Source organism: Pseudacidovorax intermedius, assembly GCF_001476815.1.
Classification (GTDB): Bacteria; Pseudomonadota; Gammaproteobacteria; order Burkholderiales; family Burkholderiaceae_C; genus Xenophilus; species Xenophilus intermedius_A.
This window is the reverse complement of record NZ_LDSL01000104.1, coordinates 12,815-29,217: the sequence shown is the minus strand read 5'-3', so window position 1 is coordinate 29,217 and position 16,403 is coordinate 12,815. Positions and strand designations below refer to the sequence as shown.

Annotated in this window: 1 protein-coding gene (cut by both window edges); it reads left to right on the top strand. The window is 68.6% G+C overall.

On the top strand, positions 1-16,403 hold part of the coding region annotated (locus NS331_RS26760; protein WP_058643002.1) for a hypothetical protein (this coding region is incomplete at both ends). Its footprint runs off both ends of the window (12,898 nt to the left, 12,814 nt to the right); 16,403 of 42,115 annotated nt are visible.

Here is a 16,403-nt window from a genome sequence, read left to right as displayed (position 1 = left end):
CTTGACCATCGGCGGCACGGGCATCAACGCCTTCATCGGCGCTAATGGTGGCCAGAGCAATGCGGTCGGACTGAGCCTGACCAATGCCCAGTTCGGCCTGGCCCTGATGAGCCAGCACATGGCCGCAGGCACTACCACGCCTGCGCGGACGTGGACGAGCTTGCAGGCGACGGCCGCCAGCGCCCAGATCGTCGGCGTGAACGGCCTCACGCTGTCGGCTGGAAGCATCGACATCGCCGTGAACAAGGCGGGCACGGTAGGCGATGCAGTTGTCGAGTACACCGGTGCCAACAAGACCGACTTGTCCGTGGCGACGGGTACGGGCACGAGCCTCGCGCTGTCGCTGGACGGCGCGAAGGGCAGCCTTACGCGTGCTTCGGGCAATCTGACGCTGGACGTCTTCGGCTTCGCGCAGTTGTCGGGCAGCTTTGCCTTCGAGAAGAGCAGCAACCAGACGATCACGCTGGCGAACGCCACGCATGAGCAGATTACCGCCGACGTGCTGACCATCGGCGGCACGGCCATCAATGCGTTCATCGGTGCCAACGGCGGGCAGAGCAACGCAGTCGGCTTGAGCCTGACGAACGCGCAGTTCGGCTTGGCGCTGATGAGTCAGCACATGGCCGCAGGCAGCACCACGCCCGCGCGGACCTGGACGAGCTTGCAAGCGACCGCGACCAGCGCCCAGATCGTGGGTGTAAATGGTCTGACCCTATCGGCTGGATCCATCGACATCGCGGTGAACAAGGCCGGTACGGCCGGCGACGCCGTGGTCGAGTACACCGGTGCAAACAAGACCGACTTGTCCGTGGCGACGGGCACCGGCACGAGCCTCGCGCTGTCGCTGGATGGCGCGAAGGGCAGCCTGACGCGTGCCTCGGGCAATCTGACACTCGACGTCTTTGGCTTCGCCCAACTCTCCGGCAGCTTCGCGTTCGAGAAGAGCAGCAATCAGAGCATCACGCTGGCGAACACTGCGCACGAGCAGGTCACGGCCGACGTGCTGACCATCGGCGGCACGGGCATCAATGCCTTCATCGGCGCCAACGGCGGCCAGAGCAACGCGGTCGGCCTGAGCCTGACGAACGCGCAGTTCGGCCTCGCCCTGATGAGCCAGCACATGGCCGCAGGCAGCACCACGCCTGCGCGTACCTGGACCAGCCTGCAAGCCACGGCCACCAGCGCCCAGATCGTTGGCGTGAACGGGCTGACGCTGTCGGCCGGTTCCATCGACATCGCGGTGAACAAGGCGGGCACGGCAGGGGATGCCGTCGTCGAATACACGGGCGCGAACAAGACCAGTCTGACCGTTGCGACGGGCACGGGCTCCAGCCTCGACCTGTCGCTCGACGGCAGCAAGGGCAGCCTCACGCGTGCTTCGGGCAACCTGACGCTGGATGTGTTCGGCTTCGCGCAGCTCAGCGGCAGCTTCGCTTTCGAGAAGAGCAGCAATCAGACCGTCACGCTGGCGAACGCTGCGCACGAGCAGGTCACCGCCGATGTGCTGACCATTGGCGGCACGGGCATCAACGCCTTCATCGGCGCGAATGGCGGCCAGAGCAACGCGGTTGGCCTGAGCCTGACGAACGCGCAGTTCGGCCTGGCGCTGTTGAGCCAGCACATGGCCGCAGGCACCACCACGCCCGCGCGCACCTGGACGAGCTTGCAAGCGACCGCGACGAGCGCGCAGATCGTGGGTGTGAACGGTCTGACTCTCTCGGCCGGTTCCATCGACATCGCGGTGAACAAGGCCGGCACGGCCGGTGACGCTGTCGTCGAGTACACCGGTGCGAACAAGACGAGCCTGTCCGTCGCGACGGGCACCGGCACCAGCCTCGACCTGTCGCTGGACGGCAGCAAGGGCAGCCTCACGCGTGCTTCGGGCAATCTGACGCTCGACGTCTTCGGCTTCGCCCAGCTGTCGGGCAGCTTCGCCTTCGAGAAGAGCAGCAACCAGACGATCACGCTGGCGAACAGCGCACATGAGCAAGTCAACGCTGACGTCCTGACCATTGGCGGCACCAGCGTCAACGCCTTCATTGGTGCGAACGGCGGCCAGAGCAACGCCGTCGGCCTGAGCCTCACGAACGCGCAGTTCGGCCTGGCGCTGATGAGCCAGCACATGGCCGCAGGCACCACCACGCCCGCGCGCACCTGGACCAGCCTGCAAGCGACCGCCACCAGCGCCCAGATCGTGGGCGTCGACGGCCTGACACTGTCGGCCGGCAGCATCGCCGTTGCCGTCAACAAGGCAGGCACCGCCAGCGACGCGGTGGTCGAATACACCGGCGCGAACAAGACCACGCTGGCCGTCGCGACCGGCACGGGCACCAGCATCGACCTGTCGCTGGACGGCAGCAAGGGCGCGCTGACGCAGGCATCGGCGCACCTGACGCTGGACGTGTTCGGCTTCGCCCAGCTCTCCGGTGACTTCGCTTTCGAGAAGAGCAGCAACCAGACCGTCACGCTGGCGAACGCCGCGCACGAGCAGATCACGGCCGACGTCCTGACCATCGGTGGCACCAACATCAACGCCTTCATCGGCGCCAACGGCGGCCAGAGCAACGCCGTCGGCCTGAGCCTGACGAACGCGCAGTTCGGCCTCGCCCTGATGAGCCAGCACATGGCCGCAGGCACCACTACGCCCGCGCGCACCTGGACCAGCCTGCAAGCGACCGCCACCAGCGCCCAGATCGTGGGCGTCGACGGCCTGACGCTGTCGGCCGGCGCCATCGCCATCGCGGTCAACCAGGCCGGCACCGCCAACGACGCCGTCGTCGAATACACCGGCGCGAACAAGACCAGCCTGTCCGTCGCGACGGGCACCGGCACCAGCCTGGACCTGTCGCTCGACGGCAGCAAGGGCAAGCTGATGCAGGCATCGGCGCACCTGACGCTGGACGTCTTCGGCTTCGCCCAGCTGAGTGGCGACTTCGCCTTCGAGAAGAGCAGCAGCAAGACCGTCACCCTGTCCGACCGCAGCACCGCGACCGTCGACGTGCTGACCATCGGCGGCACCGGCATCGATGGCTTCGTCGGCGCCAGCGGCACCGGCGTGCAGCTGAACAACGTTCAGTTCGGCCTGGCGCTGATGGGCGAGAAGATGGCGGCGGGCAGCACGGCCCCCGCCCGCAACTGGACCAGCGTGCAGGCCAAGGCCGGCTCCGTGGCCTTCGTCGGCATCTCCGACGTGACGCTGCGCGCCACCGACCTGGAACTGCTGGTCAACCAGAGCGGCCAGACGGGCGCCGGCGCCAACGTGGTGGTCGACTATGCCCACGGCACGCAACTCGCCGTGGCCACCGGCACCGGCACCACGCCGCTGCAGCTGAGCATGGACGGCGCCAAGGGCAAGCTGCTCCAGGCCTCGGGCCACCTCACGGTGGACGTGTACGGCTTCTTCCACGTCGAAGGCGACCTCGCGATCCAGAAGAGCAGCCGCCAGGTCACCCTGGCCGCGCACGGCAGCACGCCCGCCGCCACGGTGGACGTGGACATGCTCACCATCGGCGGTGCCGACCTGGAGGCCTTCGCCGGTGTCGGCGGCGGCACGGCCAGCGCCTCCGGCCTGCAACTGCACGACGTCGACTTCGGCCTGGCCCTGATGACGCAGCGCGCGGCCAGCGGCCAGGCGGCCACCGGCCGCAGCTGGACCTCGCTGCAGGCCAGCGCCGGCAGCGCCGGCTTCGTGGGCCTGGGGGACATCAACCTGTCCGCCAGCGGCCTCAAGGTGCTGATCAACCAGGCCAGCGTCGTCAACGACGCCGTGGTCGACTACGCCAGCGGCGCGACCGACCTGACGGTGGTCACCGGCGGCGCGCCCATCCACCTCGACATGGCCGGCGCCAAGGGCGAGCTGCTGCAGGCCAGCGCCCACCTGTCGCTGGACCTCTACGGCTTCTTCCAGGTCGAAGGCGACTTCGCGCTGCAGACCAGCAGCCAGACCGTCAAGCTCTCCGACAGCACGACGGCCAACGTCGACCTGCTGACGCTCGGCGCCTCGGGCGTCGATGCCTTCGCCGGCCTGAACGGCGGCACCGCCAACCAGATGGGCCTGAAGCTCAGCAACGTGACCTTCGGCCTGGCGCTGATGCACGAGCACGGCGGCACCCGCAGCTGGACCAGCCTGCAGGCCACGGCCGGCGGCGCCGCCATCGTCGGTGCCGGCGACCTGACGGTTTCGGCCTCCAACATCGCGGTGGCGATCAACAAGTCCGGCTCGTCGACCAGCGTGGCCAACAACACGGTGGTGGACTATGCCGCCGGCGCCACGCAGCTGGCCATCGCCACCGGCGGCAGCAGCACGCTGGCACTGGACATGAGGGGCAGCGACGGCGCCCTGATGAAGGCCAGCGCGCAGCTGGTGGTGGACCTGTACGGCTTCGTCCAGGTCTCGGGCGACTTCGCCATCCAGACCAGCACCGCCACCGTGCAGCTGGCCGATGCGAGCCGGGTGAACGTCAACCTGCTGACCATCGGCGCCAGCAACGTGCATGCCTTCGCCGGCGTCAACGGCGGCACGTCCGACGCGCTGGGCGTGGAACTCGACGGCGTGGACGTGGCCCTGGCGCTCATGACCAGCCAGGCCGACGCCACCCGCCACTGGACGGCGCTGCAAGCCAGCGCGGCCGGTGCCCGCTTCCTGGGCATCGACGCCCTGACCATCGCCGCCACCGACGTGGCGCTGACCATCAACCGCGCCGGCCTCGCCGGCCAATCGGTCATCGACTTCAAGGCCTCGCCGCTGCGCGTGGACATCGGCGGCAGCCGCAGCGTGCTGCTCGACATGGACGGCAGCCGCGGCAACACCACCGCAGTGCAGATCGGCCGCGCCACCCTGGCCATCTCCGACTACATCTACATCAGCGGCGGCTTCTACTTCGAGCAGCTGGCCACCACCCACGTGGACGTGGCCACCGGCCTGCCGGCGGGCAACCTGCCGGCCTCGCTGGCGAGCGGCCTGGCGCGCGTGCAGGGCCTGTCGGCCGACCACAAGCGCATCGAGGACCTGGAGGTCTCGGCCCTGCTGCTCAGCGGCAGCAACCTGGAGGTCTTCGCCGGCCTCGGCCCGTACTTCATCGACGCCAACCACAACGGCATCCGCGACGCGGGCGAGCAGCTCAACCCCGATGCCTTCGGCGTCAAGCTGGACCGCATCGACGTCGGCCTGGCCATGTTCGACTCGACCCTGGCGGCCGATCCGCTGTCGGTCATTCCCAAGCTGTACGCACTGCAGGTGCGCTACAACAACAGCATCGACATCGACCTGGGCGGCGTGTTCCGCTTCGCGGCCGACGGCCTGAGCATCGACGTCAACCAGGGCGGCAAGTGGGGCACCACGGCCACCGGCGTGCTCAACCCGTACGTCGACTTCTCCACCAGCTTCAACGGCGGCTTCTCGATCCCGACCTCGGGCGCGCCCATCGCGATCGACTACAGCCGCGCCATGATCGGCGTCAACATCGATCACGCGCTGCTCAACATCGGCGGCTTCTTCCAGATCGAGGGCGGCTTCGCCTTCGAGCGCACCACCACGCTGGTGGACGTGAACACCGGCCTGGACCGGCTGCAGGCCGCGTCGCTGGGCCTGGGCCGCCTGGCCAACGGCATGCTGAGCACCGACGGCTCGCGCATCACCGGCCTGGCCGTCAACGCCATCACCATCGGCGCGTCCAACGTGGTGATCAAGGTCGGCGACACGAGCGACCCGCTGTTCACGCTGTCGGGCATCGACGTCGCCTTCGCCGCCTTCAAGGACACCCAGGGCGTCGTGCCGCTGATGTACAGCCTGAAGGCCTCGTGGGCAAAGCCGGTCGACGCCGACTGGGGCTTCATGCAGCTGCAGGTGCAGGGCCTGGAGGTACAGCTGAACTCGGGCTCCAACTGGAGCGCCGCCGTCAAGGTGGCGCCCACCATCGACTTCGCCAGCAGCTTCCGCTCGACCGGCGGCTTCGAGGTGGCCACCGGCGGCACGCCGGTCAAGTTCGACTTCAACGGCGCCTTCTTCGGCGTGCAGGTGCAGCACGCGCTGATCTCCATCGGCGACTTCTTCCACGTCGAAGGCGGCTTCTCCGTGGGCCGCGGCGGCAGCGTGGGCGTGGACATCGTCACCGGCCTCAGCGCCGTGCAGGCCCACAGCCTGGGCCTGGGCAGCGGCACCGTGAGCGCCGACGGCTCGCGCATCGACAACTATGCGATGAACGTGACCACGATCGGCCTGTCGAACGTGAAGATGTTCGTCGGCGCCGGTCCGTACTTCATCGACACCAACGGCGACGGCGTCAGCGACAGCCGCAGCAGCGACGCCACCGGCCTCGTCATCGACAACTTCGACATGGCCCTGGCCATGTTCACCGACCCGACGAAGAAGGTCGGCACGCTGTGGGCGCTGTCCGCCTCGGTGGACAACGTGGCCTTCGTCGGCCTCGAAAGCTTCCTCACGCTGTCGGCCGAAGGCGCCAGCGTGCGCGCCAACTCCGGCGCCGCCTGGAGCAGTGCGCCCACCATCCGCCCCTACGTGGACTTCGTGTCCACCTTCGGCGCGGCGGGCCTGCTGGTGCAGACGGGCAACGCGCCCATCGCGCTGGCCTTCGCCAGCGGCTACATCGGCGTCGACGTGGCGCGCGCCACCATCGTGGTGCAGAACTTCGTCCACATCCAGGGCGGCTTCAGCTTCGAGATGGGCCGGCGCCAGTCCTTCCGCGTCGACACCGGCGCCACCCTCACCAGCCTGGCGGCCGGCTCGGTGGCGCAGGTGCTGGCCTCGGGCGGCAAGGTGTCGTCGGACTTCACGCACATCGACGACGTCGAGATGCAGATGATGACCATCGGCGTCAGCCAGGCCAACGTGTTCGTCGGCTACGGCACGCCCGACTTCCAGTCGACCACGCCCATCCGCGACCAGGACGGCGTGTTCGGCGTGGCGGTCAAGAACATCGACCTGGCGCTCGCCATCCTCACGCCCACGGGCCGCCTCGCCAAGGTGATGCCCAAGTTCATCGCGGTGGATGGCTCGGCCGACGAGTTCATCGTGGCCGGCGGCGCGGACATCTTCGAGCTGTCCAGCGGCCGCATCGACGTGCAGATGAACTGGAGCACCGGCTGGTCGACCGACCCGGCCTCGCGCCCCTCCATCGACTTCGCCCACAGCGCGCAGCCCCTCAAGGTGCGCGCGGGCGCCACCGAGCTGACCATCGACTACGCCGGCGGCGCCTTCGTGCAGGCGACGGTGCACGACGTCCTGCTGACGGTGTCGAAGTTCGTCTACGTCTCCGGCGACTTCGCCTTCCGCATGAGCGGCGCCACCAGCCTGGACGTCAAGACCGTCGGCAACGTGGTGATCCCGAACGTGCAGGCCAATGCCATCGAGATCGGGGCCAACAACGTCACCGCCTTCGTCGGCGTCAACAAGCCCTTCGTGCGCGACACCAACGGCGACGGCAAGATCAACAGCGCCGACGCGCTGAACCCCGAGTCGGTGGGCCTGCTGATCCGCGACTTCGACTTCGGCATGACGATCCTGACGGCGAAGAACGCCATCGATCCGTCCAACCCGCTGTCGGCCCTGGCCGCCGGCGCCAAGTTCGTGGGCATGAAGGCCCATGGCGAGCAGATCGGCTTCGTCGGCTTCGGCTCGGACTTCATCCAGTTCGACCTGCAGGACGTCAACGTCGGCATCAACATCAGCAACCGCACCGGGCTGATCGCCGACTTCTCCAACGGCGGCAAGGGCCGCGAGATCGCCACCGGCGGCGCGCCGATGGTGATCGACTATGGCAACGCCATCCTGGAGGCCTCGGTCGGCAAGGCCACCGCCTCCATCGCCGGCATCCTGGCGCTGCAAGGCGGCTTCACCTTCCAGAAGCGCACGCTCGACGAGGTGGAATTCCACGGCCCCGGCTTCGGCCTGGGCATGCCCGCCGAGGCCCTGGTGGTCGCGGGCAAGAACGTCAGCGCCTTCGCCGGCATCAACGGCCACATCCAGGCCGACGGCAGCATCAGCAGCGGCGCCATCGGCCTGGCCGTGACCGGGCTGGACTTCGCGCTGGCCATGCTCTCGCCCTCGCTGGGCGCCAACATGCCGGCCGCCGGCCCCGCCAAGTTCTTCGCGCTGGACGCCAAGGCCGACTTCGCGGGCCTGGTGGGCACCGACCCCTGGCTCACGCTCAACGCCACCGACCTGCGCTTCGCCTTCAACGGCGCCTTCGCCGGCCAGTACCCGCTGCCCGGCTTCTATGCCGACCTGTCGAAGATCGACGGCGGCAAGGGCCTGGAAGTGCCGATCGGCACCACCGACAAGCTGGTGCTGGGCTTCAGCGGCAACACGCTGGGCATCGGCATGACGGCCCACCTGGGCATCATGGATCTCATCAAGATCGATGCCGGGTTCAACTTCAACTTCACGCTGCCCGACACCGGCAACCTGTTCCCGAAGATCAGCCTGTCGGGCCTGGGCGACATGTTGCCCACGCTGTCGCCGAACTTCGACTTCCTCAAGGGCGCGATCTCCTTCATCCGCGACCTGGACATCTCGATCGGCTTCGACGGCAAGCTGCCGACCATCATGGGCACGCTCAAGCTGCCCAACCTGTCGCTGGACCTGGGCGACTTCGTCCACCTGCGCGGCGACTTCCAGCTGAACATCGGCGAGACCTTCACCGGCAAGATGTACACCGGCCTGCCGGCGGACCTGGCGTCGGTGGAGTCGCTGCTGAACGGCACGCCCGCGGCGGCCGTCATCGACGGCCTGAAGGCGCTGGGCGGCGTCTCGGGCGACTACTCGACCATCGACGGCGTCACCTTCAAGGGCCTGAGCTTCGGCGCCAGCAACGTCTACGCCTACGTGGGCGTGGGCAACCCGCACTACGAGGCCGTGACCGGCCAGCCGGGCAAGCTGCGCATCACCAACCCGAACGACCTGGTGGGCTTCAGCGTGGAAGGCGTGGACGTGGGCTTCTCCATGTTCAAGGCCGACCTGCCGCAGTTCTTCAACGCGCAGAACTTCTTCTCGCTGTACGTGCATGCCGACAAGGCCACCACCTACGGCATGGGCGACGTGCTCAAGGTGCGCGCCGAGGACGTGACCATCGAGGTCAACTACGGCGGCCTGCTGTTCGGCGGCCTGCTCAAGTCCACAGCCAACTTCAGCTCCATCGTCGATCCGGTCACCAACCAGCACGGCTTCAAGGTGCGCACCGGCCCGAGCACCGGCGTCTACCTCAACTTCGAAGGCACCCAGCTGCTGGGCGTGGACATCGGCTATGCCGAGCTGCAGGTGTCGCAGTTCCTCAGCCTGTCGGGCTCGCTGGCCTTCCGCAAGGGCGACCGCTTCATGGCGGACGTGAACCTGGGCGCGCTGCAGAAGCTGATGAACGAAGCGGGCACCCTGCTGGGCACCAGCTCCACGCTCAAGCTGCAGATGGAGACCATCACCCTGGCCGGCCACGACCTGCAGGGCTTTGCCGGCGTGGGCGGCCCGTACCGCTACGACTCGGCCACCGACAACAACGACCGCATCGACAACAACGACCCGACCAACGAGGGCGCCATCGGCATCGCCATCGGCAACGTCGACTTCGCGGTGGTCATCTCCACCCCGGCGCTGATGACCCTGCTGCCGGCGCTGGAGCAGGTGTCGCCGCGCTTCCTGACCGTCAAGGCGGACGTGGGCTACGCGCAGCTGGTGGGCATCCCCGACTCGATCCTGTCGGCGCAGCTGCACGACGTGTCGGTCAACATCAACACCTTCGTGCTGCCCGAGGACCCGACCGGCGGCTACATCAACCTGGCGCTGCAGCTCCTCGGCCCGCCGTCCATCAACTGGGAGACCAGTTTCCCGGTGGACGCCAAGGCGCCGGCCGGCACCAAGCCCGGCTTCCAGGTGCAGGCCGGTGGCGGCCACACCATCCTGATCGACTTCAACGAGGAGCTGATCCAGGCGTCCATCGGCTATGCCGAGATCAACATCGGCGGCTTCCTGCAGCTGTCGGCGTCGATGGCGCTGACCAAGAAGGGCTCCGAGGCCGTCACGCTGACCAACGGCGTGCAGACCAACGTGTCCTCGCTGGCCCTGGGCATCAGCCAGGCCTACGGCTTCGTAGGCTACGGCGGCTACTGGCGCGATTCCGACAACGACGGCCGCATCACGCCCAAGGACTCGCCCAACACCTCGGCCGTGGGCCTGGCGGTCAAGAACCTGAACCTGGGCCTGGTGGTCTCCCGCGAGCTGGAGGTCGGGCTGACCTCGGTGAGCGTCGGCGCCTACGTCGCCGGCCATGCCACCATCGACTCCATCGACCTGGTGGGCGTGACCGGTGCCGACATGACGGCCGACCTGCTGTCGATGGAAATCAACCTCGGCGCGCGGGCCACCTTCAGCATCGGCAAGCTCAGCGGCGACATCCACACCGGCGTGTCCTTCACCGAGGACGTGAGCGCGTCCTTCCAGTTCGCCGCCATCGACTACAGCAAGGCGTCGTACCGCGACGTCAATGGCGTCGTGCAGCCGGGCTATGCCATCGCCACCGGCGATGCCGCGCACCCCATCGTGCTGAACTACGACGAGCAGCTGCTGCGCATCAAGGGCCGCGTCGAGCTCAACCTGTTCGGCCTGGTCACGGCCACCGGCGTGCTGGATTTCCGCTTCTCGCAGAGCACCGGCCTCACGGCCTTCGCCGACGTGATGGTGCAGATCGGGCCGGACGGCCTGAACCTCAAGCGCCACGGCACCGGCCTGATCGTGGTGCAGGGCGGCAGCGACCCGGGCGTCGCCGCGCGCCTGTCGCTGGACGCCAACCTGACGCTGGGCTCGGTGGTGGACATCCGCGCCGACCTGGACCTGTCGCTCAACACCTTCGGCCGCGACATCACCTATGTGGTGCCGGACGAATTCCGGGCGCTCACCGGCTTCGACAGCTTCACCATCGGCGCGGCGCCTCCGGGCAAGCCGGGCTGGGTGGGCCCCTACGCCGCCGTGGTGGGCCACGGCACCATGGACCTGCTGGACCATGCGCTGTCGCTCAAGGGCGACTTCAGCGTCATCGTCTCGGTGGTCGACGGCACCGTGCGCGCCGAGCTGGGCGCCACCGCCACGCTCGACCTGCCGCTGCTGCAGCCGCTGTCGGTCACCGGCACGCTGGGCATCCTGATCGACCCCAACACGCCGGCCAACACCGGCATCTACGGCGCCTTCGAGGTCGGAGGTTCCGGCCCCAACTCGACGCTGATCGACGGCGGCGGCATCTTCACCGTCACCGGCAAGTTCCTGCTGCAGATCAACACCACCGCGACGCAGCAGGAAGTGCGCACGCTGGCGCTGGACAGCCACGGCAATCCGCTGCGCACGGTCATGCTGTCGCCGCAGATGCTGCGCATCTCGGGCTCGGCCAGCGTGGCCGTGGGCCCGGTGAGCATGTCGGGTGCCATGGACCTGCTGATCGACGCGCGCGGCGTGCAGGCGGCCATGGACATGACCATGGAGCTGGCCGGCTTCGGCCAGGTCAAGGTGGGCGGCTCGGCCGCCTTCCTGATGGAGGGCGGCAGCCCCGTCTTCGCGCTGAACCTGCACACCAACGTGGAACTGGGCGCGGGCCCGGTCACCATCCGTGCGGGTGCGGACATCCGCATCAACACCGGCAGCAGCGACTACACCGACCTGCACGGCAACGTGGTGAAGGCCAACACGCTGTTCGACATGCAGCTGGTGGGCGCCATCAAGCTGCTGACCTTCAATGTCGACTTCAAGGGCGGCATCAGCGTCATCGACAACGTGTTCAAGCTGTCCTTCGACGGCAGCCTGAACTTCTTCAATGCGCTGACCATCGACGTCGGCGGCTACGTCGACTCGGAAGGGCATTTCGAGATCCGCGGCAAGGCGGAGATCGACATCCACCTCGGCCCCCTGCACCTGAACGCGGGCGTGTCGCTCACGCTGAGCAGCGCGCCGCGCTTCGCGGCGGCAGCCTGGGGCTCGCTGGACTTCGAGATCGACCTGGGCCTGTTCTCCATCGACTTCACGCTGGCGGGCTTCCGCGGCGAGATCGACATCAACGCCGCCAGCGCCTACATGGCGGCGCGCGTCACCGTGATGGGCATCACCCTGTCGGGCAGCTTCAAGTGGTCGTGGGCGGATCCGCCGCGCATCGCCTACCAGGTGGGCGACACGCTCTACCTGAACATGGGCGACACGAGCAACCGCTACGGCAACACGGTCTACGACGACATCATCGGCGAGGCCTACACGGTCGAGCAGGAGAAGGACAGCAACGTCGTCACCGTCAGCTCCCTGGGCGAGTCGGCCAGCTTCACCAACGTGAACCACATCGTGGCCAACGGCGGCCGCGGCAACGACTCGATCTACGTCGGCCGCCACGTGCGCGCGCAGCTTCAGTTCGACGGCGGCGAGGGCAATGACAGCTTCGTCATCCTCGGCGGCGGCGCCGGCAGCGTGGTGCGCGGCGGTGCGGGCAACGACCAGTTCGCCAGCGGCGACGTGGGCGGCATCCGCTTCGAGGGCGGGGCAGGCAACGACCGCTTCGTGGGCGGCGACGGCGCCGACATCGTCGACATGGGCGACGGCGTCAACACCATCAAGAGCGGCGGCGGCAACGACGTCATCTACGTCGGCGCCGGCACCAACAACGTCGAGACCGGCACCGGCAACAACACCATCTACGTCACCGGCCCCGGCACGCTCAACCTTAAGAGCGGCTCGGACTACGACCGCCTGGTGCTCAGCGCCTTCTCCAGCAGCACGCCGCTGGTGCTGGGCGACCACCAGCTCGCCACCACCATCAACGGCGGCGACCGCGTCATCAACTTCGACGATGCGCTCGACCGCATCGAGGTGACCGACACCGCCAGCACCGGCACCGCGCTCAAGATGACCGGCGGCGCAAGCTGGGGCAAGACCTCGCTGCACCTGTCCAGCGCCGGCGTCGTGGACGTGACCCAGGCCACGCTGCTGAAGCTGCCCGAGGCGATGCTGAGCATCGACGCGGCCGGCCTGCGCGGCACGCTGACCACGCAGGTGGACCAGCTCAACGTGGTCAACCGCGGCACCGCGGGTGCCGGCTTCTCGGACATCGTCGTGCGCGAGCTCGACGGCCTGTCCATCGTCGCCGACGGCTATGCGGCCGGCGGCCTCACCACGCCCAACGGCCTGATCGATATCCAGCTGGCGACGCACGAGGCGGCGCTGACCCTGGCCAGCGGCCAGCTCAGCACGGGCACCGGCGGCGGCAGCATCGCCATCGTGGCCGACGACGTGGACTTCGCCTCGGGCGACGACCATGTGTCGGGCACCGGCGCGCTGAGCATCCGCACCTGGTCCATCGGCCAGAGCTACCGCATCGGCGCGGCGGCCCAGGGCCTGTTCGGCGGCGACTATTCCTTCGGCATCGAGACCGGCTACCTCGAGCTGGGCATGCGCGACCTGTCGGCGCTGAAGGACGGCTTCAGCGGCATCACCATCGGCCACCGCGCCGCCGGCGTGGCGATGTACGTGGGCGACGTGGAAGACGCCACCATCGGCACCGAGCACTACTCGGCCATGCTGCGCGACGGCGCCACGCTGATCGCCGACCGCATCGACATCGTGGGCGACGTGCAGTCCACCGACCGCCTGAGCTTCCAGGCGCGGCTGATGGACGTCCAGCGCCAGAACCTGCGCACGCCCATGGGCGCGCCGGATTCGGGCGTGCATGCGCGCGAGACGGTCCTGCGCCTGACCGAGCAGCTGCTGGTGAGCGGCTGGCTGACGGCCGATACGCTGGTGGACGTGCGCGTCGCCGGCACCACCGGCCAGGGCGCCATGGTGAGCTATGGCGCAGAGGCCAACAGCATCACCACCGACAAGGGCGCGGTGATCCGCAACCTGACCGACGGCGGCCAGGTGCTGATGGCCGGCTCGGGTTCCGTGGTCATGGCCGCCAGCGTGCAGGCGCTGGGCGCCGGTGCCCGCATGGAGCTGTCGGCCGGCACCTCCTTCAAGCTGCTCGAGGGCGCGGTGCTGTCCGCCGAGGGCGCGAACTCGACCATCGACCTGCGCGCCACCGGCGCCATGGGCCTGCTGTCGGGCAGCGCCGTGCTGTCCGGCGCGCGCTATGCGGCCGACGGCCTCACGCCGCTGCTGGTCGGCGGCGGCGCCACCCTGTCCATCAGCACCGCGGGCGAGCTGATGCTCTCCGGCGCCCTGGTGGCGGCCGGCGCGCTGCGCATCGATGCGGGCGCCGTGAGCGACCCGCATGCCGACTACTTCGACACCCTGCCGGGCAAGACCCTGGCCTCGACCAGCGATGCCGGCAAGTTCGCGGCCATCGTCTCGGCGCTGAACCAGGGCCAGATCCATGTGGACCTGCGTTCGCTGTTCGGCGCCGGCAACACGCCGCTGGCCTCGGTGGCCAGCGCCGTCTCGCTGGCCAACTACACGCCCTTCGACGCGCTGAGCGATGCGGCCAAGGCCACGCTGGTGGCCTCGCTGGGCTACACCACCTACGACCAGGGCGGCTACTGGAATGCCGCCACCCACACCTTCCGCACGGCCTTGACCGAAGGCGAGCTGGTCGCCTACCGCAATGCCGACATCCACTGGGGCGACGCGGGTGCGCCGGCGGCCAACGCCGGCTTCGACCAACTCACGCTGGCGCAGAAGAAGGCCGTGGCCACGCAGCTGGGCTATGCCACCTACGACGGCCTGGTGTTCACGCGCACGGCCGCCGACGGCACCATGGCGGTCCTCACGGGCTTCACGCAGGGCCCGGCCTACGACTACGACAACGCACGCATCGGCTGGGCCGCCGCGGGCGTGAGCGCGCCGGCCGCCGGCACCGGCTTCGACGCGCTGAGCGGCGCGCAGAAGATGGTGGTGGCGGAGGCCCTGGGCTACACCTTCGACTTCTATTCCATGCCGGGCGACCTGTGGTTCGGCCCCGGCGTGGATGCGGGCACGCCCATCGCGCCCATTCCCGACGCCGACGCCGCCTGGAGCCAGCTGAGCGCGCAGCAGCGCCAGATCGTGGCCGACTTCCTGGACCACGGCACCGGCTACAAGAACTTCTTCAACTACAACGCCGCGCCGGGCAAGAAGGCCGTGTCGACCTTCACCCAGGGCCCGGCCTCCGACTACGCCAACGGCAGCATCTACTGGGGCAGCGCCGGTGCGCCGGCCGCGGGTGCGGCCTTCGGCGACCTCACGGCCGCGCAGCAGAAGGTGGTGGCCCGTGCCATGGGCTACGAGGTGCTGGAAGGCCTGCACTTCATCAAGACCGACGCGGCCAAGAACGTGCGCGTGGTCGACGGCTTCGCGCAGGGCCAGGCCGCCGACTACAACCTCGACGCCATCGACTGGGGCGGTGTCGCCCGGCCGACGGACAGCGCCAGCTTCGAGGACCTCAACCCCTCGCAGCGCGCCGTGGTGCTCAAGTCCCTGGGCTACGACCAGGTCGACCGCCAGGTGTTCTACAACGCCGGCACCGGCCGCGTGCTGGGCACGCTGGTGGAGGGCGACGGCAAGGACTACAGCAATGCCGACATCGCCTGGGGCAACCTCACGCGCCCGGCCACGGGCCAGGGCTTCGAGCAGCTGGGCATCGAGCAGCAGAACGCGGTGCTGGCGCAGCTGGGCTATGCCCGCTGGGACGGCGCCGTGTACTACAACGCCACCAAGCCGGTGGGCGAGCAGTACCACCTGAGCTTCAAGGCCGGCACCGACTACACCGTGAGCGGCCTGCGCTGGGCCGACGTGGCGCGTCCGGCCGACCATGCGGCGCTGTCCTCGCTCACGGGCGACCAGCTCTTCCGCGTGCTGGACCAGAGCGGCTTCACGTCCTACGGCGGCAAGGTGTACTACAACGCCGCCGCCCCGGCGGGCAAGCAGCTGATGACCTCCTTCACCGAGGGCATCGACTACCGCAACGCCGACGTCACCGTGGCCGACACCAACCGCTGGGTGGTGAGCGACGGCAGCCACAAGTACGTGGTGTACGCCTACGACGCCAACAACGACGGCGCGGTGGACGAGATCCGCGTGCTGGAGCCGCATCCGCTGCTGGGCCAGCGCGGCTTCGGCTTCCTGCTGACCGGCACCATCACCACGCTGCAGGACGACGCCGACTTCGTGGTTTCCACGGCCGACGACGTCATCGTGCGCGGCAACATCAACCTGCTGGGCGCCGGCTCCGACCTCGTCATGCAGTCCGACCGCTGGCTGTACTGGGAAGGCCAAGCCAACGTCAACGGCAACATCACGCTCGTGGGCGGCGTGGAGCTGGACGGCACAGACCGCAACGGCGCCAATGCCGCCGGCACCAGCGTGTACGTCAACGCGTCCTCGACGCTCAACACCACGCGCGCCGGCAGCAGCATCACCGTCATCGGCAGCCAGGACGTGGAACTGCACGGCGCCA